We start from the raw sequence: 25,988 nt of genomic DNA, 5'->3' as shown, positions 1-25,988 counted from the left end.
ATAAGTCAAACTTATTCGGCAGCTTCGGCAGTTTCGCCTTCCGCTTCCTTCTTTTCTTGCAATGCCTTAACAGCATAAGCAAAGCTCCGGACTGGGAACTGGAACTCGGCCATCAATTGACCAAGCAAACCTTCACGTGAAGGCAATGAAGCGTACTTGTTGATGTCTTCGATTGATACAACAGATCCATCGATCACACCACCCTTGATAACGAGCTTTTCGTTAGCGTCGGCGTACTTCTTCAAAATGCGTGCAGGGGCAACGGCGTCATCTTCAGAGAAGGCAACGGCCGTAGGACCAGCAAACAAATCGTTCAATTCTTCAAAGCCAGCGTCCTTAGAAGCACGAACAAGAACCTTGTTCTTGATAACTTCCAATACGACACCTTCTTGACGTAATTGGTGACGCAAGTCAGTTGATTCCGCAACGGTCAAACCACGGGGGTTAACAACAACGGCAGAAGTTGAGTTCTTGAACTGGTCAGCGATCTCAGCAACCTTTTGCGCCTTTAAAGCAATAGCTTGTTCACTCATGTGAAATTCTCCTTCCTCAAGATTTTTTTGCAAAAGAAACCCGCCTGCCAAAAGACAGACGGGTCAGTTAATTTCATAACTTCCTCGGCAGGAGATTAAGGTGCAAGCACCACCTGAGTCTTAGGCAAAATTGATTTTATTTACTTTGTTAGTCTAACAGGTTAATTGACGGCTGTCAATTAAAGAGAAGTAACATCCAAGGTAACGGCTGGTGACATCGTTGAGGCCAAAGCCACGTTTGAAACGTAAGTTCCCTTAACGGCGGCTGGACGAGCCTTCAAGATAACAGAAGCGATTGCCTTGATGTTTTCTGCCAACTTTGCATCATCAAATGATACACGGCCAACAGTAACCGCAACGTTTCCGTCACGATCAGTACGGTAGGTCACTTGACCACCCTTGGCGTCAGAAACGGCCTTCTTAACATCCATGGTAACCGTACCAGTCTTAGGGTTTGGCATCAATCCCTTAGGACCCAATGCACGACCCACGCGACCAACTTGGGCCATCATGTCAGGCGTTGCAATGGCAACGTCGAAGTCCAACCAACCGTCTTGGATCTTTTGAACCAAGTCAGCAGCGCCAACAAAGTCAGCACCAGCGGCTTCGGCTTCCTTTGCCTTGTCACCTTGTGCGAAGACAACAACCTTCTTATCCTTACCAGAACCGTTTGGCAAAACCACGGCGCCACGGAGTTGTTGGTCAGCTTGACGAGTATCAACGTTCAACTTGAACGTCAATTCGACAGAAGCGTCGAAGTTTGCGTATGAAACTTCCTTCAACAAGGAAACACCTTCAGTCAAGTTGTAGGCCTTTTCGGCTTCAACCTTGGCTGCGGCTTCTAAATACTTCTTTCCATGCTTAGTAGTCATTATGCTTCCTCCTTGATTGCTGTTCCATCAACAGTCAAGTCCACACCGTCGACTGTAACACCCATTGAACGGGCAGTACCTTCGATCATCTTCATGGCAGCTGTGATGTCGTTTGCGTTCAAATCGGCCATCTTGTTTTCCGCAATGGCACGGATTTGATCAAGGGTAACATTACCACACTTGGTCTTGTTTGGTTCACCAGAACCCTTACCAACGATCTTACGCAATTGGTCGGCTGCTGGTGGCGTCTTCGTAACGAATTCGAATGAACGATCGTCGAAAACAGAAATTTCAACAGGGATTGTTGAACCAGCTTGGTCAGCAGTCCGTGCGTTAAATTCCTTAGTAAACTGTGCAATGTTAATACCGGCTTGTCCCAAAGCAGGTCCAACTGGTGGAGCTGGCGTTGCTTTAGCAGCGGCAATTTGCAGTTTCACAACATTGATAACTTTTTTAGCCACGATATTTTCCTCCTCGTGTTGTGGTATCGCGTAGCTTCAGTGCTACTTCCACACATGTCTTTGACATGCCCTATTATTTTAACAAAAAAAGGCCCTCTCGTAAAGGGCCTTTTTTGATTAGATATTGGTGTCGATATCGTTAAAGCCAAGTTCCGTTGGTGTTTCGCGTCCGAAGACTTCAACGGTTGCTTCGACTTCTTGCTTTTCGGGATCGATGGAGCGGATAACCCCTTCCATTCCGTTGAATGGTCCGGCAACAATCTTGATGGTTTGGCCAACTTCAACGTCTAAGTCCACGACTTTTTCACCCGTCATGCCCATTCGCTTCATCAGCAAATCAACTTCTTCAGGCAACAATGAGTTGGGCTTTGAACCGGCACCGTGCGAACCAAGGAATCCAGTAACGCCTGGCGTGTTACGAACAACGTACCAAGCTTCATCCGTCATGTTGCCATCTTGTGGCGTGGCCATTTCGACCAAAACATAACCAGGAAAGTCGTTTTCAATCGAAGTCTTCACTTCACCGTCTTGTACGGTCGCAACTTCTTGTTCCGGTACCAAGATGCGGAAAATTTGGTCCGCCATCCCCATCGTTTGTGTACGTGATTCCAAGTTTGCTTGAACCTTGTGTTCATATCCTGAGTAAGTGTGCACAACAAACCATGCTTTTTCGATTGAATCCGTCATAATGCCGCGAGCTCTAGCCCGCCCTCCTTTGAATGATTGGTAAATAAAAAAGAGTCAAACGACTCTTTTTCGGCTGTTTTTAGTATACTACAGCTTTTCTTAGTGTGCCACCAAGAAATTAACACCTTGCTTCAAGACCCAATCAAAGGCCCCAATCAACACTCCGAAAAGAATTGACATTGCAATCACAGCGATCGTTTCACGATTCGTTTGTGCCCATGATAACCAGGTCACTTTCTTCATTTCTGAAGCCACGTTTTTAAAATAAGTAATCATGAAAAAACCTCACTTAGTTTCCCGATGGAAGGTATGTTTTCCGCAGTGCGGACAGAATTTATTAACACCCAGACGTTCTGTACGGCCCTTTGACAAAGTCACCGTGTAGTTTCTCGAACCACAAACGTCACAGGCTAACGATGCTTTTTGACTAGGCATAGTAAACCTCACTTCCTGTTATCATAGCACGATTCCCATAGGAGAACAAGCAAGCTCAGTCCTTCAGCGAATCAATCTCAGGCCTGTCTGTCAAAAGGGCATCCTGCAAGACTTTTTTGAAATGATACTGAACTTGTTCCAGCTGCCGCTTTTCTTGGCCTGTCAGCCGTTTTTTCAAAGGCGCATGGCCACTCAAACGCGCAACACCGATGGCATAAGTCTGGCCCTTTCTCAGAACAAGACGTTCAAGCGTGTCTTTTAATAGGAACAACTCTTCGGGATTTTCCCCACTAATTTGAATGTTTTCTTGTGTGCTCCCCACGGTTTCATAGGGAATCATTTGTCCTCGAAAGTGCTCCTTTTGGCTACTCTCTTTTCGTTTTAAATCCGTTGCCCGATTGATCAAAGCCTGCGTGTAATAGGTTGAAAAACGCGCCCTTTGATCGTTGACGCTAAAGCAACGAACGGCGTTTAATAACACGACCAACGATTCCGATTCCCAATCATCGTACGGAAGCAGGCCAGCGATTCGTTCTTCATACAATCGTTTGACCAACCCCACCGTCGCGCTTTTTAACAGCCAATAGGCACATTCGTGCCCCCGTTGTGCTGCCACAACTGCCGGCAGCAAAAAATCCTTCCCCATGGTTACCTCCCGAATTTCGGTAGGCAACGAGGGCCTACCTAATTTTTAGGATGTCTCGTACCAAAGGCTTGGTAAATCAACAGTGAAGCCGCAACCGACGCATTCAAGGACTGAACATGGCCAATCATTGGAATCGTCAACATGGCATCAACCTGCTTCTTGAGTAAGGGTGAGATTCCCTTCCCCTCGTTTCCAATAATCAAGGCGGTGGCGCCCTTCGCATCCCACGTTCGGTAATCCTGGCCGTTCATATCCGTGCCAAAAACCCATAATCCCCGGTCTTTCAGTGTCTTAACCGTCTGAACCAGGTTGGTTACCCGACAAACCGGCACGTGTTCAATGGCCCCGGTTGAGGCCTTGGCAACTGTTCCAGTCAACTGCACGGATCGACGCTTGGGAATAATGATACCGTGTACGCCGGCAGCATCGGCCGTTCGCATAATGGAGCCCAAGTTATGAGGGTCTTCAATCTCATCTAAAATGAGGAAAAAGGGCGCTTCACCTGCTGCTTCTGCCTTGTCAAACAAGTCGTCTAACTCTGCATAATCATAGGCGGCAACCGAAAGCACCAAGCCTTGATGATTTCCGCGATCGGCTAATTCATCTAGTTTCCCCTTTGGCCCCTGAGTAATGACCAAACCACGGTCCTTCGCCAACTTGGTTGCTTCTTGTGCCAAGCGTGGGTTGAGTCCCGTTTGGATCCAGAGTTTGTTCAAACTCTGATCGCCCTTTAAGGCCTCAATTACCGCGTGGTGTCCGTAAATAAAAGCCTGTTCACTTTGTTTTGGCATCGTCTGCACTCCCGTTTTCCACTTGTTGATAAATCCATTGCATCATTTCTTCTAGCCGCTCGCTTTGCCCAGATAGGTAAAGATAGCCCACCATCGCTTCAACACCGGTGGAAATCCGATAGGCCACAACATTCGTGTTCTTGGCCTTCGTATACGACTTAGCGTTACGCCCCCGCTTAAAGTAGTGCAACTCCTCTTCTGTCAGGTAAGCCGCTTTTTTCATCTGGTCAAAGATGGCAGCGTGGGCTTTGGCAGAAACGTAGTGGCGGGACTTTTTTTGGAGGTCGTTGACCTTCGTTAAGCCAGTGTGGAGCAGGTGGGTGCGGACTTTGATTTCATAGATGGCATCACCAATGTAAGCAAGAGACAACCCATTCATTTGTTCGTAATCGAGTTTTTCCATTTTTTCTCTTCAATCATCAACTCTTCGAACGCCCTTAGTGTAATGCCAAAATGGTCGATTACCCAGCCGTGCGTTCAAAAGATTGGTTTTTTTGTCATAACTGACCGTTTTAAGACTTTTTCATGAGTTATGCCTAATAAAAAAGTTCTCCGTGACGTAAAAAGAACCCAAGTCTGAAAAACGCGCCAGACTGGGCCTTTTAACCTTTATTTTTTCGACTGTCGTTGGGCTTTAATCCCGTTAAACCAGCGCCATGACCACATCGCCACGAATCCTAAGACAACGGCTGAAATGACGTGAACCGCAATCTCACCTTGGTTTTGTGGTGGCCAAATCAACAGGGCCAAAATCAACAGCACCACGCTCGCCATCAGGGCTTGCGTCCACTGCGACCAGTTGGTTACTTGATATTGGTTGTGCGGAATGGCCTTAGGAAAGAGCCGGTACTGGATTTGCTCCCCTGCGGGGCTGAATGCCAAGGCATAGTAGATGGCCAAGGCGTAGGCAAACCAATTCGTTTCGTATTCCGAACTACCAGACTTAATTCGCCAGATGAATAAGATAAGGACGAGAATAGCTGGTCCGATGGCAATGCTCCAAAGTTGCTTTTTCGAGCACTTCTTTACCCAATCGACCCAGTCAATTTTCACTTGTGCCATACTAGCCTCCTTTACTATCTACTCTCTAGTCTACTCTATTTTGCTCATTGCCTCAATAAAAAAGCCAGTTCGCACACCCTTCGATGCGCCAACTGGCCATTTAGATTAGTCTTCTTGGTCCATCTTCTGGGCCACGTCGTCTAATGATTCAATTTCAGTGGCTGGTTCGTCGGGCTTTGCCACGACTTCGCCAACAACTTCAGGCTTGATCTTCCGGTATTCCGTCATACCCGTTCCGGCAGGAATAATCTTACCAATGATAACATTTTCCTTAAGTCCGACCAATGGGTCGTTCTTTCCGCGGATAGCGGCATCCGTCAAGACACGAGTCGTTTCCTGGAAGGAAGCGGCTGACAAGAAGGAGTTCGTCTCCAAGGCAGCCTTTGTAATTCCAAGCAAGACAGGACGTGCTGTGGCAGGAACCTTACCAGCAAAGAGTGCTGGTTCGTTTGCCCGCTTAAAGTCAGCAATATCCAAAAGTGTTCCTGGAAGCAAGTCCGTTTGACCTGGATCCATGACACGCACCTTACGAAGCATCTGACGAATCATTACTTCGATGTGCTTATCGGAAACTTCGATACCCTGCAAACGGTAAACCTTTTGAATTTCAGACAGCATGTAAGATTCTGTCGTCAATGTATCCGTCACGGCCAGCAATTCCTTAGGATCAATTGGTCCTTCGTTAATCGCTTCACCACGCTTGATAAAGTCGCCTTCACCAAAGCGCATACGAGCAGTCAAAGGCAACGTGTAAGTCCGAGTGTCAGTCTCGCCTTCAATCGTGACGTCCTTTGTCCGTTCGGCTGGGTTTTCTTCGATTGATGTAATCTTACCCGTTACTTCAGAAATTTCAGCGCGTCCCTTCGGGATACGTGCTTCAACAATTTCTTGCACACGAGGCAAACCTTGCGTGATATCGTTTCCACCGGCAACACCACCCGTGTGGAAGTTACGCATGGTCAACTGAGTACCAGGTTCACCGATTGACTGGGCAGCAACCGTACCAACGGCTTCACCAACTTCAACTTCTTCACCAGTAGCCAAGTTACGACCATAGTCAAGAACCGAAACACCGTGTTCCGTCGTTGAAGTGAAGACAGAGCGAATCGTGACTTCTTCAATACCCGCTGCATCAATCTTCTTAGCAGCGATTTCATCAATCATCTCGTTACGAGAAACAATCTTTTCACCAGTTTCCGGATCAAAGACCGTCTTCATCGCGTAACGACCGAGGATACGGTCGTACAATGGTTCAACGATTGATGAACCATCGGTAATGGCTGCGACTTGGACACCGCGGTCAGAACCATTGTCATACTCACGCACGATAACGTCCTGGGCAACATCGACCAAACGACGGGTCAAGTAACCTGAGTTGGCCGTCTTCAAGGCCGTATCGGACATACCTTTACGGGCACCGTGGGTTGAGATAAACATTTCCATAACCGTCAAGCCGTCACGGAAGTTCGATGTAACTGGCAATTCGATAATCTTACCACCAGGTCCGGCCATCAAACCACGCATTCCAGCCAACTGAACGAAGTTCGAAATGTTACCACGAGCTCCGGAATCCTGCATCATGTAGATTGGGTTACGGAGATCAAAGGTCTGGATCAATTCGTCTTGGATAACATCCTTGGCCTTTGACCAGATTTCGATCACACGCTGGTAACGTTCAGCGTCTGTAATCAAACCACGACGGAATTGCTTGGTTACCGTTGCCACTTCCTTGTGGGCGTTTTCCAAGATTTCTGGCTTGTCGGCCAATTCCGTTACGTCGGTCATGGCAACCGTCAAACCAGACTTGGTTGAGATGTCATAACCGATATCCTTCATACGGTCCAAGAGCAAGGACGTTTCCGTTACCTTGTATTGCTTGTAAACCGCAGCGATGATGTCAGACAAGAAGCCCTTCTTAAATGGCTTAATTACGTCTTTTTCATCCAAGAAGTCGTGGATGTTTTCGCCGGCTTCCATGAAGAAGTCGTCCGAAATGCCTTCAAAGTTTTCATCAGAAGGTTCGTTAATGTATGGGAAATCAACTGGCAAGATTTCGTTAAAGAAGAGCTTACCAACTGATGTCACCATAATCTTACCGCGTTGTTCGTCGGTAAATGGCTTTTCTGCTGGGAATGAAGAAGTTTGGATACCAACACGTGTGTGGTAGTGAACCAACTTGTTTTCGAAGGCCAAACGGGCTTCGTCAACAGAGGAGAAGATCATGCCTTCCCCTTCGCGGCCAGCTTCTTCAGTCGTCAGGTAATAGTTTCCGATCACCATATCCTGAGAAGGGGCAACGATTGGCTTTCCATCCTTTGGTGCCAAGATGTGGCCGGCGGCCAACATCAGCAAACGGGCTTCCGCCTGTGCTTCATCAGACAAAGGCACGTGAATGGCCATCTGATCACCATCGAAATCGGCGTTATACGCTTCACAGATCAATGGGTGCAGACGCATGGCCTTACCTGAAACCAAAACGGGTTCAAAGGCCTGAATTCCAAGACGATGCAAGGTAGGTGCTCGGTTCAAAAGAACTGGGTGTTCCTTGATCACGTCTTCCAATACGTCCATAACGTCTTCGTCAGCCTTGTCGATCTTGCGCTTAGCAGACTTCACGTTGCCAGCAAGACCACGGGCCGTCAATTCCTTCATGATGAACGGACGGAACAATTCGATTGCCATTGGACGTGGCAATCCCATTTGGTTCATCTTCAAGAATGGGCCAACATCGATAACCGAACGACCAGAGTAGTCGACACGCTTACCAAGCAAGTTTTGACGGAAACGTCCCTGCTTACCCTTCAACATGTGTGAAAGGGACTTCAATGGACGGTTACCAGGTCCGGCAACCGGACGGCCGCGACGACCGTTATCCATCAAAGCATCAACGGCTTCTTGAAGCATACGCTTTTCGTTTTGAACGATGATGCCAGGAGCATGCAAGTCGAACAAACGCTTCAAACGGTTGTTACGGTTAATCACACGACGGTACAAGTCGTTCAAGTCGGAAGTGGCAAAACGGCCACCTTCCAACTGAACCATTGGACGCAAGTCAGGTGGGATAACTGGAATAACATCCATGACCATCCATTCTGGCTTGTTGTCAGATTGCAAGAAGGCCTCGATGATGTCCAAACGGCGAACCGCACGAACACGCTTTTGACCAGTTGCTTCTTGTAATTCAGCCTTCAAGGCAGCGGCTTCACCAGCCAAGTCAACGTCGGCCAACAATTCCTTGATGGCTTCGGCACCCATTCCTGCCTTAAAGTTTGCCCCGTATTCCTTCTTCAAGTCGCGGTATTCGCGTTCTGTCAAAAGGCGCTTCTTTTCAACGGGGGCATCACCTGGGTCAACCACTACATAAGAAGCAAAGTAAATGATTTCTTCCAATGATCGTGGTGACATGTCCAAGACCAAGCCCATTCGTGATGGGATACCCTTGAAGTACCAGATGTGAGTAACGGGAGCGGCCAACTCAATGTGACCCATCCGTTCGCGACGAACCTTGGCAGAAGTAACTTCAACACCACAGCGGTCACAGACGATTCCCTTATAACGAATCCGCTTGTACTTTCCACAGGCACATTCGTAATCCTTGGTAGGCCCAAAGATTCGTTCATCAAACAAGCCGTCTTTTTCAGGCTTTAACGTTCGATAGTTAATCGTTTCTGGCTTCTTAACCTCACCATGAGACCAGTCATGGATTTGATCAGGAGAAGCAAGACCGATTTGCATAGATTCGAACTTATTAACATCGATTGCCATCTATTCGGTCACCTTTCTAAAATTATTGTTCTTCGTCGCTAAAGGTGCTTTGTTCTTGGGTCTCTTGTTGACCATCCACCTTATCAAAGGCAACCTTGACTTCTTCATCGTCGCGGTTTAACAAGTCGGGGTTCGTACGAGCCAACTTTTCCAAAGCGTCCACTGGCAAAACGGAATCATCTTCATCCATTTGCTTCAATTGAACGGCTTCACCTTCTTGGTTCAAGACGCGCATGTCCAATCCAAGTGCCTGCAATTCCTTGACCAAGACACGGAATGATTCCGGTACACCTGGCTTAGGGATTGCTTCACCCTTAATGATTGATTCATAAACCTTGACACGACCTGCAACGTCATCTGACTTGTAAGTCAAGATTTCTTGCAAGGTATAGGCAGCACCATATGCTTCCAGTGCCCAAACTTCCATTTCTCCGAAACGCTGTCCACCGAACTGGGCTTTTCCACCAAGAGGCTGTTGCGTAACAAGGGAGTAAGGACCGATTGAACGAGCGTGGATCTTGTCATCGACCATGTGGGCCAACTTCAAGTAGTGCATGACACCAACGGCAACACGCTTATCGAAGGCTTCACCCGTTTGACCGTCATAAACGACAGACTTACCATCAGCTGGCAAACCAGCTTCGGCCAAAGCTTCTTCGATTTCATCATCAGTAGCACCATCGAAGACAGGGGAAGCAACGTGGATACCCAGCTTCTTAGCGGCGTAACCCAAGTGCAATTCCAAAACCTGTCCAATGTTCATACGAGATGGCACACCCATGGGTGACAAACAGATGTCAATTGGTGTTCCATCTGGCAAGTATGGCATGTCTTCTTCAGGAACAACGACTGAAACAGTACCCTTGTTTCCGTGACGACCGGCCATCTTGTCACCGACTTGAATCTTACGCTTTTGAGCGATGTAAACACGAACCATCTGGTTAACACCAGGGGCTAATTCATCACCGTTTTCAGGCGTAAAGACGCGAACGGATTGCACAACACCACCACCACCGTGTGGTACCTTCAATGACGTATCGCGAACTTCGCGAGCCTTTTCACCAAAGATCGCGTGCAAAAGTCGTTCTTCGGCTGATAGATCAGTCACACCCTTCGGCGTTACCTTACCAACCAGGATGTCGCCATCCTTTACTTCCGCACCGACGCGGATAATACCGTTTTCATCCAAATCCTTGAGCTGTTCTTCTCCAGTGTTTGGAATTTCACGGGTGATTTCTTCAGGGCCAAGCTTTGTATCACGGGCCTCTGAATCATATTCTTCGATGTGAATTGACGTATAAACGTCTTCACGGACCAATCGTTCGTTCAAAACGATGGCATCTTCGAAGTTGTAACCATGCCAAGTCATGAAGGCAATGACAGGGTTTTGTCCAAGGGCTAATTCGCCCTTTTCCATTGATGGACCATCGGCCAAAACTTGATCGTTATCGATTTGTTCACCGACTTTGACAATTGGCTTTTGGTTATAGTTTTTACCACCGTTTGAACGACGGAACTTCATCAATTCGTAAGTATCCAACTGACCGTCTTCACGACGCACGCGGATTTCCTTCGCATCAACGTATTCCACTTCTCCAGCAGCCGTTGAAATAACGGCGGCACCAGAATCGTGGGCAGCCTTATATTCAACACCGGTACCAACGATTGGTGCGTGTGGGTCGAGCAAAGGCACGGCCTGACGCTGCATGTTGGCACCCATCAAAGCACGGTTGGAATCATCGTTTTCCAAGAAAGGAATAACGGAAGTTCCGACCGAAACAACCTGCTTAGGCGAAACGTCGACGTAGTCAATCTTTTCGACTGGCGTTTCGATGTTTTCTTCACCGTAACGGGCCATGGCCGTGTTGTGAACGAAGGAACCATCATCTTCCAGTTCCGTGTTGGCCTGGGCAACGATGTAGTTATCTTCTTCATCGGCCGTCAAGTAATCAATCTTGTCGGTTACCTTGTGTGTTCCCCAATCAACACGGCGGTATGGTGTTTCAATGAAACCATACTTGTTGATACGACCATAAGTGGCCAGGGAGTTAATCAAACCAATGTTTGGACCTTCGGGCGTTTCGATTGGGTCAATACGGCCATAGTGGGTATAGTGAACGTCTCGAACTTCAACGCCGGCACGGTCACGAGTCAAACCACCAGGTCCCAAGGCTGACAAACGACGCTTGTGGTTCATTTCGCCAAGTGGGTTGGTCTGATCCATGAACTGTGAAAGCTGTGATGAACCAAAGAATTCCTTAATTGACGCAACAACCGGACGGATGTTGATCAATTGCTGTGGCGTAACGGTTGCGGCGTCTTGGATGGACATCCGTTCGCGAACGACACGTTCCATACGAGTCAAACCAATCCGGAACTGGTTTTGCAACAATTCGCCAACTGAACGAATACGACGGTTACCCAAGTGATCGATATCGTCCACTTGACCAACACTTTCTTGCAAGTTCATGAAGTAGTTCATGCCGGCAATGATATCGGCTGGGCGTACGTTGTGTTCGTTTTCAGGCAAGTGACCGTTACCAATCAAAAGCAACGTCTTGTCAGGGTTTTCAGGTGATTCAATCTTAATCTTTTGCAAGACAACTTCGTCTTGCAAAACGGCATCGCCAGATGGTGTGTACGAAACCGTCTTAAAGTCAGGGTTATCCAAGAATGGTGCCAACTTTGCCATCACAGCCTTGTCAACAACCGCTCCCTTTTCCGCAATGATTTCACCAGAATCAGGATCAGCCAATGTTTCAGCCAAGGTCTGGTTTAACAAACGGTTCTTCAATGACAACTTCTTGTTGATCTTGTAACGACCAACCGGTGCCAAATCGTAACGCTTTGGATCAAAGAAGCGGGCAACCAAGAGGGCACGAGATGAGTCGGCCGTCTTAGGTTCACCTGGACGCAAACGTTCGTAGATGTCCTTCAATGATTCTTCAACACGGGAGTCGGACATGTTCTTGTGCACGTCTTTTTCCAAAGTCATGTTCAAGGCATCGTATTGATCAGAGAAGATATCCAAGATATCAGAGTCTGAACCGAATCCGAGGGCACGAACCAATTCCGTCATCAACAACTTACGCGTACGATCGATTCGAACGTTGGCGATACCCTTGGCATCCGTTTCGTATTCCAACCAAGCACCACGGTTAGGAATAACCGTTGTACCAAAGTGTGGGCGACCGTTCTTATCCGCTTCCTGGTTGTAGTAGATACCAGGTGAACGGACAAGTTGTGAAACGATAACACGTTCGGCACCATTAATAATGAAGGTACCTTGTTCCGTCATCAATGGGAAATCGCCAAAGAAGACGTCTTGCGACTTGATTTCACCAGTTTCCTTGTTCGTCAAGCGCAACGTCACGTGCAACGGTGCTGAATAGTTTGCATCATGCTCACGGGCTTCATCAATGTTGTACTTTGGCTCCATCAATTGGTAGTCAACGTACTCCAAAGACAAGTTTCCTTGGAAGTCCTCAATTGGCATGATATCGTTAAACATCTCTTTGATTCCTTCATCAAGGAACCACTTGTAAGATGCTGTTTGCACTTCGATCAAATTGGGAAGATCAAGGACTTCCTTGATTTTCGAATAAGACCGACGGGTACGATATTTACCGTATTTTACTAAATGTCCTGCCACACTTATCACCTCATCTAAAATTCACTGTTCATGCAAAATAAATATAAAAATTTTCGAAAAAATTGACGAATTCGCCCCGATTTTTGCTCCGTAAGGCACAAAAAAAGCAAGTCTCACAACTCAAAAAGTCGCGGACCTTGCCTGCTATAAGGGCTCTGATGGACAATAGATCACCAGCCGCCATATTTATTTACAGTGTTACTGAATACTATTATACGGGTCTTTTCAAAAAATACAAGGAAAATTCTTGACAAATTTATTGGAAAGGGGTAAGAGGTACGGACCAATAAAAAAGTCGCTCGAAAGAGCGACAATTGATCCTTTAACTTCTATTTTCCGGCCTGCTTTTTAGCACGGCTTTGAACAACTTGTACCGTTACCATCCCAAAGGCAAAGTACAGGAAGAACTGTCCCCACCATGGCCAGCTATCAATCGACGTACCAGTCACGACTTTGATAACCAGAATAACCGGCAGGAAAACCAACACGGCAATTAGTCCGCTACTCAGCGCTTGTTTGTTATTTTCTCTCGTCAGAATTTTTTTCATGGTTCTTCCCCTCTCTTTTTGCTATACAAAGGGTAGCAAAAACTCTTTTTTCAATCAATGCCCGCCATTCTACCTATGTTAAGATAAGGAGAACACGCCTTTATATAGAAGAAACCGAGAAAAAGATGATGACATCACGCATTTTTATCGTGGAAGACAATCAAGAAATTGTACACCTTTTGGAAAAAGGTCTTTTAAGCTGGGGCTTTTCCACAGCATCCTGTCAGGATTTCCACCAGGTCAAAGACGAGCTGCTGGCTTTTCAACCGGATCTTGTGCTCATGGATGTGAACCTTCCCTTTTTTAACGGTTTCTATTGGACCCAGGCCATTCGTCAAGAATCCGCCCTGCCCATTATCTTTTTATCCTCGCGGATCGAAGACGCCGATCAAATCATGGCGATGAATCTTGGCGCAGATGATTACATGACCAAGCCCTTTAACCTCGATCTACTGATTGTCAAAATCAAAGCGCTGTTACGGCGGACAAAAGATCAACCAGCACAGGCAACGGCAAGCCTTTCGGCCGGGCCATACACGCTCAATCTATTAGAAAACCAACTATCGAAAGAAAGAGCCCACATCCCCCTCAGCAAAAACGAAGTCAAGTTACTCTATCCGCTCTTCAAAGCAGCAAAGAGGACCGTGAGTCGTGAAAGCATCATGGAAGATCTCTGGGATGACGACTTATTCATTGACCGCAACACGTTATCGGTCATGGTGAATCGAATCCGCACCAAGACGAAAGCCATCGATTTTGATCAGGCACTCGAAACGGTCAAAGGGAAGGGGCTGCGCTTAAATGTTTAAAGACTTTTTCAAAGAAATCGGCCACTTTATAAAAGACTATGGCGCCCTTTATCTTTTTTCTTTCATCGTCTTTTTTCTTCAACTGTGGGTAACTGGCCTACAGACGGATGGCTTGGCTATTTTTTTCAATCTCCTCTTGCCTGAAAGTTATGCTTTGTTGATTTTGACGGCTTTTCTGGCCTTTTATTGGCAGCGCAAGCGCCGCTTCGCTCGACGACTTTTAAAAGAAGAACAGCTGGAAACCATCGAAGAGCCGCTTGGTCATAGCAGCCAGGAAAAGTTGCTCAGGGAATTGGTTCAAAAAGCTTTGGATGAAAAGAACCGCCAAGCAGACGAGCAGGCAGAAGATAAGCAGCAACTAAAAGACTATTACGCCCTCTGGGCCCATCAAATCAAAGTCCCGCTCTCGGTCCTCGATTTGATGAATCAAACACAGACTGTTGACCAAAAGCAGACGACCGAGCAACTCTTCCTTGTCAATCAGTACTTGGAAATGCTCCTTTCCTTCATCCGCCTACAGGACATGAAAAACGATCTGTCCTTTGAAAAACTCTCGGCCAGGTCCTTGCTGTTGACCGTATCAAAGGAATACAAAGTCTTCTTCATCCAAAAGGATCTTTCCCTGACCGTTGATGAAGGCGACTTTGAACTGATTACTGATCGGAAATGGCTCCTCTTTGTCCTCCAACAAATCATCTATAATGCCATTAAATACACCAAAGAAGGCGGCTTACGACTCACCTGTACAGAGAGTCGGCAAATCATTATTGAAGATAGCGGCATTGGCATCGACCCCGCCGATCTGCCCCGCGTCTTTCAGCATGGCTACACGGGCTACAACGGTCGCGTAGAGGATAACGCCTCTGGCCTAGGTCTGTACTTGGTCAAAGAGATTCTCGACCGCCTAGGACACACGATTCAAATCGAATCAACCGTTGGCAGCGGAACCAAAGTCACCATCGACTGTTCACAACGTTTTCTTTCTTAAGCTTACAAAAATGTAAGGATGACCGCCCAGCCTGTTAGTACGGCGGTCATCCTTTTTCCGTTACACTTGCTTTATCAAGTAAAAAGAGGAGTCAGTCATGACACAACTAAACGTGACACATTTAAAAAAACAGTACAAATCGAAGCGGTCAAGCCAAAAGGTTCTAGCGTTAAAAGACGTTGACTTTCAAGTCGAAGACGGTGAATTTATCGCCATCATGGGCGAATCCGGTTCCGGGAAATCAACGCTTTTAAACTGTATCGCTACCCTGGACAAACCAACGGCCGGCCATATTTTATTGAATGGCGAAGATTTAGCCAATCTAAAGGACAAGGACTTAGCTGCCTTCCGTCGCGATCACATTGGTTTTGTCTTTCAAAACTTTAATTTATTAGACACTTTGACCGTAAAAGATAACATTTACCTTCCCTTAGTGCTGTCAAAAAACACCACGGAAAAAGAAGAAAAATTAGCGAACCTTGCCAAGCAACTTGGCATCGAAGAACTACTCGAAAAATACCCTTACGAGCTCTCGGGTGGTCAACAACAACGTGTGGCCATTGGGCGGGCGTTGATTACAAAGCCAGAGCTACTCCTTTGTGACGAACCAACTGGCGCCTTGGATTCTAAGAATGCCGCCGATATTTTGAACCTCTTCGGTGATTGCCACCAGGCGGGCCAAACAATTCTAATGGTCACCCACTCTTCCTTATCCGCCTCCCATGCAGGACGCGTGCTTTTCATTAAAGACGGCGTCGTCTTCCATCAAATCTACCGGGGTGAAAAGAGTGAGCAAGAGATGCTCGTTGCCATTAACGACGCAATGACCAATCTCTTAGGAGGTCAGTCTTAAGATGTTCTACTTCAAGCTCGCCTTCGATTCCCTTCGAAAAAACAAGGAAAGTTACCTTCCCTTCCTGCTCGCTTCAACCGCTGCCATTGCGATGAATTTCTTATTGCAGCTGCTGATTTACGCACCCGGCGTGAAGGACTTAATGATGGCCGACGTCGTCCGTTTACTCCTGGTTCTCGGTCAAGTGGTCATCGGCCTTTTATCACTTGTCATCTTAATTTATTCCTACTCCTTTTTAAGGAAAGGAAAGCAAAAAGAGTTTGGTCTCTACAGTATTTTGGGCATGACCAAGAAGGATTTACTGAAGATTTCCTTTATTCAGCAGCTTTTAACCTTTATCATCAGCTTAATCGCCGGCCTACTTTCCGGTTTTGTCTTTGCCAAAGGCATGATTTTACTCTTGATGAAATTGATTCACGGCGCATCCTTTAAGATGACCCTGGCCACACCAGCCCTGGTCTTTACCATTCTTTTCTTTGCCGCCGCCTTTCTCGTGTTGACGATTGTCGACGCAACGGCTGTCTATCGTAGCAAAACCGTGGACTTGATGAAAGCCGATAAAAAAGTCGCTCAGCAACCCAAGAATCGTTGGTTACTCTTCTTGCTAGGTCTTGTCGCCCTTTTCATTGGCTATGGTCTTTCATTAACCGTTCCAACCCCTGTCAAAGCCGTTAAGCAGTTCTTCGTCGCTGCCCTTCTCATTATTGAGGCGACCTACCTGCTCTTTATGGCCGCCTCAACCTTAATTTTAAAGGGGCTCCAAAAAAGAGAACGCTACTATTACCAGAGTCAGCACTTCATCTCCGTTTCCAACATGCTCTTTCGTATGAAGCAAAACGCCGTTGGCTTGGCCTCGATTACACTGCTGGCGACCATGACTTTGGTTGTGGCTTTAACGACGGCTTCCATGTTCTTTGGAAAGGCCAATCTGACACAAGACATGTTCCCACGCAACACGATTGTGACGACACAGACGCAGAAGTTGTCAGCCAAAAGCATTCAGTCGGCTGCTGACAAAACAAAGGTTCACGTTTCAAAGTTATATTCAACCGAAACCTCGGCGGCCTTTTACGCCACCATCAATCAAAAGGGGAGCCTAACGGCAACGGTTCCAAACGACTCGACTTCCCTACGAGAAGTTCGCTTGATGGACGAAGAAAACTATCAAAAGCTAACCGGCACTACCCTGCATTTAAAGGACAAGGAAGTGCTTGTCTACCAGGGAGCCGGCAAAAACAAAAGCGATAGCAAAATCCTAGCCAAGAAAAAACTAACGCTCAATCAAGAAACTTATACTGTAAAAGACACTGTTTCCACGTTGAAGAATTATCCAAAGGCAAGTAACAGCATTTATCCAAATCTGATCATCGTCACGGCCAACGGCCAAGCTTATCAGGATTTAACCAAGGCATACGCGACGACGCAAAGCATTGCGAATTCCGATGACACCGACTCATCGGAGGCCCGTCAGTCAACAACACGGCAGCAATTCTTCTTTAACTTGACTGGTCAGAACAGTCGCCAGGATGACTTTCTTGGGGAGTTAACGAAGCAAACCGACGATAACCTCAACATTCAGGAAAAGTCGATTGTTGCCAAGCTATCCAACGCCCTCTATGGTGGTTTCTTCTTCATCGGCATTCTCTTCTCCCTCTCCTTCATTCTCGCCACTGGTTTGATGATTTACTACAAGCAAATCTCAGAAGGAAAAGCCGACCAAGCACAATTCGAAATTCTGCAAAAAGTCGGCATGTCGACCAAGGAAATCAAAAAGACGATTCGCTCACAGATTGTTTGGCTCTTCGGCCTTCCGATTGCGGTTTCCGTTGCCCACCTTGGCTTTGCCTTCCCAATGATTCAAAAACTCCTATTAGCCTTCGCCATCCCGATGAGCCAAGCGGTTTATCTCATTATGGCGCTGACCATTTTGGCCATGGTCCTCATCTACTTCATTATTTACAAGATCACTTCCAGAACCTACTTCAAACAGGTCACGAATTGGCAAGATTAGACCAAACAAAAAGTCGTTTTCGGATTCTTCCGAAAACGACTTTTTCATTTGTTTATTTACCAGACAGGTTCACTTCTTCTAGTGGAATGACCTTCGTCTTCTTCGACCACTTGTAGCCCAAGTATGGAATCACAAAGATTGGCACAGACAAGTAAGTGACTGCAATCTTATCCCACTGCCAGTGAGCAAAGGAAGCGGGATCTTGCAAGCAGACCACTAACAAGGACATAACCAAAGCAAAGATTGGCCCGAAGGGGAACCACTTTGCCTTGTAGACCAAGTCATTGACATCGTTTCCCTGTGCGACATAAGCGCGGCGGAAGCGTAAGTGGGCAATGGCAATCCCCATCCATGCTAAGAAACCAGTCAAACCAGAAGCAGACACCAGCCAACCGTAGACGATGTTGCCCCCCTTCATTTCAGAAGTAAAGGCGACCAAGCCGACGGCCATCGTCAAGAGCAAGGAAGCCAATGGCACCCCGTTTTTAGTCAAACGGCCGAAGATCTTAGGCGCTTGTCCCTTTTTAGCCAGCGAATAAAGCGTACGAGTCGAGGCATAGGTTCCCGAATTCGCGGCGGAAAGCACTGACGTCAAGATCACCGCGTTCATCAGTGAAGCGGCAAAGGCAATGCCGGCATTCTTAAAGACAATCGTGAAGGGTGACATCAAGACGTTACCCGAATCAGCCGCTGACATCAAACGTGGGTCTTGGTAGTAAACCAAGGCAGAAATCACGAAGATGGCCCCAATGTAAAACAGAAGGATTCGCCAAAAGACCGAGTGGATGGCCTTTGGGACGGACTTGCTAGGGTCCTTTGCTTCACCGGCCGTAATGCCGATCAATTCCGTTCCTTGGAATGAAAAGCCGGCGACCACGAAGACTGATAGGACCCCCTGCCAACCACCAACAAAGCCGTGCTGGCCAACTGACAAGTTCTTCATGACGTTCGTGTCCGAGTGGATAATGCCAAAGATTGCTAAGACCCCGATAAAGAGGAAGAAGCAAATCGTCACAACCTTAATTAAGGACAGCCAGAATTCCGTTTCACCAAAGGTCCGAACGGAGAAGAGGTTGATTAAGAAAATCAACACCAAGGCGATGGCCGAAAAAATCCAAGATGGCACTTGAGGCAACCAGAACTGTGCAACTAAGCCAACGGTAACAGTATCGACCGCCAGAGTAATGGCCCAGTTAAACCAGTAATTCCAGCCAAGAGCAAAACCAAAGGCCGGATCAACGAAACGATTCCCGTATTCGGCAAAGGAGCCGGACGTTGGGGCAAAAGTCGCCATTTCACCAAGCGAAGTCATCAGGAAGTAAACCATGATTCCGATGGCGATGTAAGCCGCAATGGCTCCGAAGGGCCCGGCCTGTGAGACCGAGGCACCCGATGTTAAGAAAAGCCCAGTTCCAATTGATCCGCCCAGCGCAATCATTGAGACGTGCCGGGTCTGGAGCTGGTGCTGAATTGTATTACCACTTGTTTCTGCCATGAGCAAAAACCTCCATTTGTTTTTCACAAACAAAAAAATCGACTCTCTGCCAATACAAAGAGTCGATCTGTCATCACATTTGATAAATGATAGCAAAGCGCACCGTTTAAAAAACGACAGTCCATGGCATCTTATCCCATGTCCCAAGCACCTTCTCGCCCAGAGCAAGCACTTTCGGCAACCGCACCTTTAACACCGGGTCATCGTCTTGGGTAGACTCACCGGTGCGACTGATCTTGGTCGCAACCTCTTTGTTTGTTGAGTAAAGAATAGCACAACTAAATTTTACCGTCAACACCAAAAAATTGCTGCCAACGTTTGCCGTTGTGAATATAAAGGCCCGCCGCTAGGCGGAAGAAAACGTAAGCAAAAAGTGCAGCACCCACCAAAGTCGTTGTCGACAGGTCATGGTCGACAATCGAAGCGGCCGTCAAAAATAGCCAAAAAATTACGAGTAAGACACCCAAGGTTTTTTTGAACCAATGGGCCAACGGCAAGCGAACAACCATAATTTGCTGAATCTGGAAGAGCAAAAACGCCCAAAGCACGTTGGCAACCGGTGGCATCATCTGCAACATCACCGGTCCGTTATCCCAGTAGAAGAAAGTCAGCAAGGACCATCCCCATGACACGATAATCAAAACCGAAGAAGAAGCAAGCGTCCACCAGAACCCGACTTTGAAATTCAGAGCACGTAAGAACAAGGCCCAAATAATCAAGCAAACCCAAGCAACCCAGAAACTCTTCAAAAAATAAGAGGGCTGTAGTAAAATCCCTAGTTTTGAGCTAGCAACCGTTTGGATAATAATCGATGAAAAGGCGTCGAGCAACGTTAAAACAGAGCTGTTAAAGCGCAGCATAATCGACAAAACCACAAAAAGTATCAGAGATAAGAATGGTAAGAACCGTCTTTTTTTCAGTGGGTAAATCAATGAATTTACGACCTTTCCTTTAGTTATGCTCGTCCGCCAATGGCATTAACCGAAATAGTTAATGCCCATGGCTTGGCGAACTTCTTGCATGGTAGCTTCCGCTTTTTGATTGGCCTTCTTTGAGCCTTCTTGCAACATGGCCATCACAGCATCCATGTCTTTGGCATACTCAGCACGACGTTCGCGAATTGGTGCCAGTTCAGCTTCCATCACCTCAAGCAAGTGTTTTTTGAGCTTCATGTCGCCCAGACCACCGCGTTGATAATGATCCTTTAATTCTTGCACTCGTTTTTTGTCTGGATCAAATATGTCCAGATAGGTAAAGACCACGTTTCCTTCCACGTGACCAGGATCCTCAACCCGAACGTGGGTTGGATCGGTGTACATGGATTTGACTTTTTTAGCCAAAGTCTCGGCATCATCCGAAAGGTAGATACCGTTATTCAAGGACTTGGACATCTTGGCGTTGCCGTCGATACCAGGTAAACGGCCTTGGCCCTTTGGTGGGAAGACGCCTTCTGGCTCGACCAAAATATCCGTGTTGTAAGCGTGGTTAAATGACCGAACCAATTCACGTGTTTGTTCGATCATTGGCTGCTGATCATCCCCAACCGGCACCTTTGTCGCTTTAAAAAGCGTGATATCGGCTGCTTGTGACACTGGATAAGTCAAAAAGCCGGCCGGAATACCGTCACCAAAGCCCTTTTGCTTGATTTCAGTTTTTACCGTCGGATTCCGTTCCAAACGACCCAAGGAAACCAAGTTCATGTAAAACATGGTTAACTCGGCCAAAGCCGGAATTTGTGATTGAACGAAAATCGTCGACTTCTTAGGATCGATCCCAACGGCCAAGTAATCAAGCGCCACTTCAGCAAGGGAGCGTTGAATCTTTTCCGGGTCCCGTGCGTTGTCCGTAAAAGCTTGGGTATCGGCAATCATGATGTAAGGATCGTAGATTCCTTCGTTTTGCATTGCCACCCGGTTCTTCAATGAACCAATGTAATGCCCAATGTGTAATTTCCCAGTGGGGCGGTCACCAGTCAAATAAATTTCTTTTTCCATGTCGACGTTGTTTCCTTTATTTTCTAACTTCTCCATTATAGCGAATTGTCAGCTAACTTGCAGACTTCCTTGATCCTTGGTATATTATTAAAAACAAATGATAAATATTTAATGAAAGTGAGGTTCGACAGATGAAATACGTAATAGTAGGAGCGGGTGCCATGGGCTTGCGCTATGGTTTGCTTCTCCAAGAGGTCGCGCATCAACCGGTCGACTTTGTCGAACCAAACGCTGATTCCGTTGCCAAAATCAAAGCGCAGGGGAACGTTGTTTACCAATCGCGCGATCACCAAAACCGCCACGCCGTTCCCGTTAGCATTTATTCACCTGAAGAATATCAAGGAGAGCCTGATGTGTGGGTCTTCTTCATGAAGCAAATGCAGCTGGCAGACACCTTGAAACGAGTGGCCCCACATTTTAAAAAAGGCCAACTGGCGGTCGGTGCCATGAACGGCATGGGCCACATTGAAAAGCTCCAGGAATATTTCGAAGACGATCAGATTATCGGTGGGACGGCGATGATTGCCACAATTTTGAATGACTACGGCGATGTCGACTTTATCGGAAAGGAAAACACTGGTACTTCGGCCTACTCGAATCAAAGTGGAGTGGCTACCCCAGAGACAAAGGCGGTCATGTCAGACTTTCAGGCAGCCCACTTAAACCCAAGTTACTCCGATAACTTCATGGGAACCCTGCTGACAAAAGTCTTCTTTAATGCCGTTGAAAACTCGATTGCCACCATGTTCCAAGCCCGGGTCGGGGAATTATTGGCCTATGATCAATTCTTAGAAAGCATTGCCAAGCCAATGGTCAACGAAGCTTACGATGCTGCTGATGCCGCTGGCATCACGCTGTTGGAAACACGAGAAGAGATGCTCGAACAGATGGATCATGTGGCAAGGAACGTCGTCCCCCTCCACTTCCCTTCCATGTACCAGGACTTTGTCAAAGGACGACCAACTGAGGTCGACTACATCAATGGTTGGATTGCCGATTTAGCTGAAGAACATGGTGTTTCTGCGCCAACCCAACGGTTTATCACCAATCTTGTTCATCTGGCCGAATCCATGCGGCAGTTCAACCCGCCTGTTAACAAACTTGCTCAACCATAAAAAGCCCCTTCGGGCTTTTTTATTTGCTTCAATGATAAACAAAAAAGGCCTCACATCAACGAGTGATGTGAAACCTTTTTAGTAGCCCGTGAGAGAATCGAACTCTCGATTCCGCCGTGAAAGGGCAGCGTCTTAGCCACTTGACCAACGGGCCATGGTCAGTTGTTATTTGATATCGCTATCAAACAACTATGTTAGTATAGCAAGCCGACGCTACCCTCGTCAATAGAAAAATAAAAAATTCTTTTTTTAATACCAGTGGTACTGACGGTGATGGGCCAATGCAGCTTGTGCTGAACCATAACGGTCCGCAATGTATTGCTGCATTGCGTGCAATTGTGCCTGGTAATCGGTACTATCACCGACACCATAGGCTGCACGTAAGCTTGGCGACAGTTGTCCAATACCAAAGTAGATACCGTTTCGGGCATTGACGTTACCACCCGATTCCAACATGATGATGGTTTGCAAAGCATCATGCTCAGCATTATCATCGTTGGCCTGGCTAGCGTTTGCTTGCGCTTGGGCATCGGCTTGTGTCTGTGCGGCGGCTTGGGCATCTGCTTGCGCCTTGGCTGCAGCCTGTGCATCAGCTGCCGCTTGCGCGTCTGCTTGGGCCTTTTGCTGAGCTGCCTGGTCGCTTTGTGCTTGGCTAGCAGCCGCTGCATCGGCTGCAGCTTGTGAGTCCGCTTGGCTTTGAGCAGAAGCTGAGTCAGCTTGTGCTTGTGAATCAGCCATGCTCTGTGAGTCATCCGGGTTTGATTGACTGTTGGTCGTCGCTTGTGCGGCTGAACCCGTCGTCTTCAATACTTGGCCAACTGAGAGCTGGTTGGCATTTTGAATGTTATTCAATGATGCCAAGTTCGCAACAGAGGTGTTAAAGCGTTGGGCCAAAGTCCAAAGGTTGTCACCGGCTTTGACCGTATAAGAACCGGATTGATCCGTCCCCTCCGATGTTGCCGTGCCTTGTTGTGATTGATCCTTTTGATCGTTTGATGCCGTTTGGCCAATAACCAAATTTTTACCGGCATAAATCTGATCAATGTTTTGGATATGATTATCCGAGGCAATCTGTGCAACCGTTGTGTTGTATTGCTTGGCAATCGCAGTCAACGTTTCACCTGATTTAATCGTGTGCTGTTGTACTTGGTCAGCAGAAGCCGCTTGGTGCCCAAGAGCAACCGAACCGGCTAAACCTGCCGCAAATAACAACTTATTTTTCATTGTCATATGATATTCTTCTCCTTTTCTATGACTCATTTCGAAAAATGCGCTATTTCCCGAAATTACTATTAGTTTAATCATACGCTTCTAAAGATTAAGCCCGAATTAAATAATGGATAAGAAAGTCTAAAGCTAACGAAAAAAGGCGACGAGCATCACTGCTCATCGCCTTTTATTTAACGTTTTCCTTGAACGGAACCGACGTGAATTCGATTAATCGCACGCATCAAAGCGACGTGTGCCATATCAATTTCTCGTTGATTCTTGACTTCTTGTGCATGCTCCAAACGGGCTTGCGCACGGTTCTTTGCATTTTGGGCACGGTCGATATCGATGTCATCAGCAATTTCAGCTGAATCAGCAATAACGGTCAAGAGGTTGTTAGAAAATTCCGCAACCCCACCGTTAACCGCCAAGGAACGTTTCTGATCGTCTTTTTTAACGACCAGTTCATCAATTGACAGAGCGGCCAAAATTGGCTCGTGTCCTGCCATAATTCCTAACTGGCCACCCTTGGTGTTAATCACTGCAATCTCGGCACCGCTTTGATCATAGATTTGACCTTCCGGTGTGACGATCTTGACAGTAATGCCAGACTTTTCTTGTGTTTGTTCAGCCATGGATTACCCCCTTATTGGGCCATCGACTTCGCCTTGTCCACCACTTGTTCGATTGGACCAACGTTTCGGAAGGCATCTTCTGGCAGGTCATCATACTTACCGGCCAAGATTTCCTTAAAGGAACGAACAGTTTCAGCGATTGGGACATATTCACCCTTCACACCCGTAAAGGTTTCGGCAACTGAGAATGGTTGTGAGAGGAAGAATTGAATACGACGAGCACGGTTAACCGTGATCTTCTCTTCATCTGACAATTCATCCATTCCCAAGATGGCGATGATGTCTTGCAATTCACGGTATCGTTGCAACGTTCGTTGTACTTCTGTTGCAACTTCGTAGTGATCTTGTCCAACAACTTCTGGATCCAATGCGGATGACGTTGAGGCCAATGGATCAACAGCGGGATAAATTCCTTGCTGAGTCAAAGAACGTTCCAAGTTCGTCGTGGCATCCAAGTGGGCAAAAGTCGTTGCAGGAGCAGGGTCGGTATAGTCATCGGCAGGAACATAAACGGCCTGAATTGACGTAACGGCACCCTTCTTCGTCGAGGTGATTCGTTCTTGCAACTTACCCATTTCAGAAGCCAGCGTTGGCTGGTAACCAACGGCAGAAGGAATACGTCCAAGCAAGGCGGAAACTTCTGATCCAGCTTGCGTGAAACGGTAGATGTTATCGATAAAAAGCAAAACATCTTTTCCTTCGTTATCACGGAATGATTCGGCCATCGTCAAACCAGTCAAAGCGACACGCATACGTGCACCTGGTGGCTCGTTCATCTGACCATAAACCATGGCGGTTTGCTTCAAAACTCCTGATTCCTTCATTTCGTGGTACATGTCGTTACCTTCACGGGTACGTTCCCCGACACCAGTAAAGACAGAAATACCATTGTGACCCTGCGCGATGTTGTGAATCAACTCTTGAATCAAGACGGTCTTACCAACACCGGCACCACCGAAGAGTCCAATCTTTCCACCACGGATGTATGGGGCCAGCAAATCAATGACCTTGATTCCGGTTTCCAACACTTCACGTGACGTTGTCAATTCATCATATTCAGGTGCCGCCCGGTGAATTGGGTGACGTTCCACTGAATCATCGATGGCACCGGCATTGTCAACGGGTTGACCCAAGACGTTAAACACACGGCCCAAAGTGGCATCCCCAACGGGAACTTCGATTGGCTTACCAGTGTCTGTCACTTCCATACCGCGTTGCAACCCGTCCGTTCCGTCCATGGCAATGGTACGGACAACACCGTTTCCCAATGCCAATGAAACTTCAACGGTCAGCGTTTGATCATTGCCCAAATCAACCAACAAAGCGTTGTTAATTTCAGGAATTTCCACGCCTTCATCAAAGGCCACATCAACGACTGGACCGATCACTTGTACGACTTTTCCAGTAGTCATGCTTGTTTCCTTTCT

The 25,988-nt window shown here is 47.1% G+C and carries 24 protein-coding genes, 1 tRNA gene, 1 riboswitch and 1 other annotated feature; of the genes, 5 read left to right on the top strand and 20 right to left on the bottom strand.

All coding sequences use genetic code 11. The features are described from left to right. Positions 1 to 11: 11 nt before the first annotated feature. The 13 genes from rplJ to G6R30_RS00315 form a co-directional block, all read right to left on the bottom strand. A complete protein-coding gene (rplJ, locus tag G6R30_RS00375; protein ID WP_213820370.1) occupies positions 12 to 533 on the bottom strand; it encodes a 50S ribosomal protein L10 in 522 nt (173 codons plus the stop codon). A gap of 24 nt (positions 534 to 557) precedes the next feature. Next, positions 558 to 676: a sequence feature (ribosomal protein L10 leader region), on the bottom strand. A gap of 36 nt (positions 677 to 712) precedes the next feature. Next, positions 713 to 1,405 (bottom strand): 50S ribosomal protein L1, encoded by a 693-nt coding sequence (gene rplA / locus G6R30_RS00370; protein ID WP_213820368.1) that lies wholly within the window; start codon positions 1,403 to 1,405, stop codon positions 713 to 715. Further along, positions 1,405 to 1,866 (bottom strand): 50S ribosomal protein L11, encoded by a 462-nt coding sequence (gene rplK / locus G6R30_RS00365; RefSeq protein ID WP_213793142.1) that lies wholly within the window; start codon positions 1,864 to 1,866, stop codon positions 1,405 to 1,407. The genes rplA and rplK overlap by 1 nt, the downstream gene beginning before the upstream one ends. A gap of 117 nt (positions 1,867 to 1,983) precedes the next feature. Further along, the gene (nusG, locus tag G6R30_RS00360; RefSeq protein WP_213820366.1) at positions 1,984 to 2,553 is read right to left on the bottom strand and encodes a transcription termination/antitermination protein NusG; all 570 of its coding nucleotides are present in this window, start codon (positions 2,551 to 2,553) and stop codon (positions 1,984 to 1,986) included. Between the two features lie 99 nt (positions 2,554 to 2,652). Beyond that, positions 2,653 to 2,829 carry a preprotein translocase subunit SecE gene (secE, locus tag G6R30_RS00355; protein WP_010691446.1) on the bottom strand — a complete coding sequence of 59 codons (177 nt, stop codon included), beginning with the start codon at positions 2,827 to 2,829 and terminating at the stop codon, positions 2,653 to 2,655. A gap of 9 nt (positions 2,830 to 2,838) precedes the next feature. Next, complete coding sequence (gene rpmG, locus G6R30_RS00350; RefSeq protein ID WP_010691445.1) at positions 2,839 to 2,988, bottom strand: 50S ribosomal protein L33; 150 nt, start codon at positions 2,986 to 2,988, stop codon at positions 2,839 to 2,841. Between the two features lie 55 nt (positions 2,989 to 3,043). Next, positions 3,044 to 3,634 carry a hypothetical protein gene (locus G6R30_RS00345; protein WP_213820364.1) on the bottom strand — a complete coding sequence of 197 codons (591 nt, stop codon included), beginning with the start codon at positions 3,632 to 3,634 and terminating at the stop codon, positions 3,044 to 3,046. A gap of 38 nt (positions 3,635 to 3,672) precedes the next feature. Beyond that, the gene (gene rlmB, locus G6R30_RS00340) at positions 3,673 to 4,425 is read right to left on the bottom strand and encodes a 23S rRNA (guanosine(2251)-2'-O)-methyltransferase RlmB (protein ID WP_213820362.1); all 753 of its coding nucleotides are present in this window, start codon (positions 4,423 to 4,425) and stop codon (positions 3,673 to 3,675) included. Further along, entirely contained in the window at positions 4,409 to 4,828 is a 420-nt protein-coding gene (locus tag G6R30_RS00335; protein WP_213820360.1) for a Mini-ribonuclease 3, read from the bottom strand. Before G6R30_RS00335 ends, rlmB begins: the two co-directional genes overlap by 17 nt. Before the next feature lie 206 nt (positions 4,829 to 5,034). Beyond that, entirely contained in the window at positions 5,035 to 5,487 is a 453-nt protein-coding gene (locus tag G6R30_RS00330; protein WP_213820358.1) for a hypothetical protein, read from the bottom strand. A 105-nt stretch (positions 5,488 to 5,592) separates the two neighbouring features. Next, positions 5,593 to 9,252: a DNA-directed RNA polymerase subunit beta' gene (gene rpoC / locus G6R30_RS00325; RefSeq protein WP_213820356.1), complete on the bottom strand. Its 3,660-nt coding sequence runs from the start codon at positions 9,250 to 9,252 to the stop codon at positions 5,593 to 5,595. Between the two features lie 22 nt (positions 9,253 to 9,274). Then, positions 9,275 to 12,904 (bottom strand): DNA-directed RNA polymerase subunit beta, encoded by a 3,630-nt coding sequence (gene rpoB, locus G6R30_RS00320; protein ID WP_213820354.1) that lies wholly within the window; start codon positions 12,902 to 12,904, stop codon positions 9,275 to 9,277. Between the two features lie 329 nt (positions 12,905 to 13,233). After that, positions 13,234 to 13,452: a hypothetical protein gene (locus tag G6R30_RS00315; RefSeq protein WP_213820352.1), complete on the bottom strand. Its 219-nt coding sequence runs from the start codon at positions 13,450 to 13,452 to the stop codon at positions 13,234 to 13,236. 128 nt (positions 13,453 to 13,580) lie between these two features. Between G6R30_RS00315 and G6R30_RS00310 the strand changes: the two genes are divergently transcribed. The 4 genes from G6R30_RS00310 (at position 13,581) to G6R30_RS00295 (ending at position 18,113) form a co-directional block, all read left to right on the top strand. Further along, positions 13,581 to 14,261 carry a response regulator transcription factor gene (locus G6R30_RS00310; protein ID WP_213820350.1) on the top strand — a complete coding sequence of 227 codons (681 nt, stop codon included), beginning with the start codon at positions 13,581 to 13,583 and terminating at the stop codon, positions 14,259 to 14,261. Then, positions 14,254 to 15,249 (top strand): sensor histidine kinase, encoded by a 996-nt coding sequence (locus G6R30_RS00305; protein WP_213820347.1) that lies wholly within the window; start codon positions 14,254 to 14,256, stop codon positions 15,247 to 15,249. Before G6R30_RS00310 ends, G6R30_RS00305 begins: the two co-directional genes overlap by 8 nt. 97 nt (positions 15,250 to 15,346) lie before the next feature. After that, positions 15,347 to 16,102 carry an ABC transporter ATP-binding protein gene (locus tag G6R30_RS00300; RefSeq protein ID WP_213820345.1) on the top strand — a complete coding sequence of 252 codons (756 nt, stop codon included), beginning with the start codon at positions 15,347 to 15,349 and terminating at the stop codon, positions 16,100 to 16,102. Position 16,103: 1 nt separating this feature from the next. Further along, complete coding sequence (locus G6R30_RS00295) at positions 16,104 to 18,113, top strand: ABC transporter permease (RefSeq protein WP_213820343.1); 2,010 nt, start codon at positions 16,104 to 16,106, stop codon at positions 18,111 to 18,113. Positions 18,114 to 18,165: 52 nt separating this feature from the next. Here the strand turns inward: G6R30_RS00295 and G6R30_RS00290 are convergent, their stop codons facing one another. From G6R30_RS00290 to trpS, 3 genes are all read right to left on the bottom strand, one after another. After that, a complete protein-coding gene (locus G6R30_RS00290) occupies positions 18,166 to 19,608 on the bottom strand; it encodes an amino acid permease (RefSeq protein ID WP_213820342.1) in 1,443 nt (480 codons plus the stop codon). Between the two features lie 87 nt (positions 19,609 to 19,695). Further along, a riboswitch (Lysine riboswitch) is annotated at positions 19,696 to 19,868 on the bottom strand. An 18-nt stretch (positions 19,869 to 19,886) separates the two neighbouring features. Continuing rightward, entirely contained in the window at positions 19,887 to 20,468 is a 582-nt protein-coding gene (locus G6R30_RS00285) for a hypothetical protein (protein ID WP_213820340.1), read from the bottom strand. 117 nt (positions 20,469 to 20,585) lie between these two features. Then, entirely contained in the window at positions 20,586 to 21,602 is a 1,017-nt protein-coding gene (gene trpS, locus G6R30_RS00280; protein ID WP_213820338.1) for a tryptophan--tRNA ligase, read from the bottom strand. A gap of 131 nt (positions 21,603 to 21,733) precedes the next feature. Between trpS and G6R30_RS00275 the strand changes: the two genes are divergently transcribed. Beyond that, positions 21,734 to 22,717 carry a ketopantoate reductase family protein gene (locus G6R30_RS00275; protein ID WP_213820336.1) on the top strand — a complete coding sequence of 328 codons (984 nt, stop codon included), beginning with the start codon at positions 21,734 to 21,736 and terminating at the stop codon, positions 22,715 to 22,717. Between the two features lie 82 nt (positions 22,718 to 22,799). Here G6R30_RS00275 and G6R30_RS00270 read toward each other — a convergent pair. The 4 genes from G6R30_RS00270 to atpD all read right to left on the bottom strand — a co-directional run bounded on the left by G6R30_RS00270 (position 22,800) and on the right by atpD (position 25,973). Further along, positions 22,800 to 22,871 (bottom strand) — tRNA-Glu (locus tag G6R30_RS00270). A 95-nt stretch (positions 22,872 to 22,966) separates the two neighbouring features. Further along, positions 22,967 to 23,947 (bottom strand): aggregation-promoting factor C-terminal-like domain-containing protein, encoded by a 981-nt coding sequence (locus G6R30_RS00265; RefSeq protein ID WP_213820335.1) that lies wholly within the window; start codon positions 23,945 to 23,947, stop codon positions 22,967 to 22,969. A gap of 170 nt (positions 23,948 to 24,117) precedes the next feature. Continuing rightward, a complete protein-coding gene (locus G6R30_RS00260) occupies positions 24,118 to 24,561 on the bottom strand; it encodes a F0F1 ATP synthase subunit epsilon (RefSeq protein ID WP_213820333.1) in 444 nt (147 codons plus the stop codon). Positions 24,562 to 24,572: 11 nt separating this feature from the next. Continuing rightward, positions 24,573 to 25,973, bottom strand: a complete 1,401-nt coding sequence (atpD, locus tag G6R30_RS00255; RefSeq protein ID WP_213820331.1) for a F0F1 ATP synthase subunit beta — start codon at positions 25,971 to 25,973, stop codon at positions 24,573 to 24,575. Positions 25,974 to 25,988: the final 15 nt, after the last annotated feature.

Origin of the sequence: Fructobacillus parabroussonetiae (assembly GCF_018437265.1) — a bacterium.
GTDB classification, from domain to species: domain Bacteria; phylum Bacillota; class Bacilli; order Lactobacillales; family Lactobacillaceae; genus Fructobacillus; species Fructobacillus parabroussonetiae.
The sequence above is the reverse complement of the archived record's forward strand: the minus strand, read 5'-3'. Positions and strand labels throughout refer to the sequence as shown.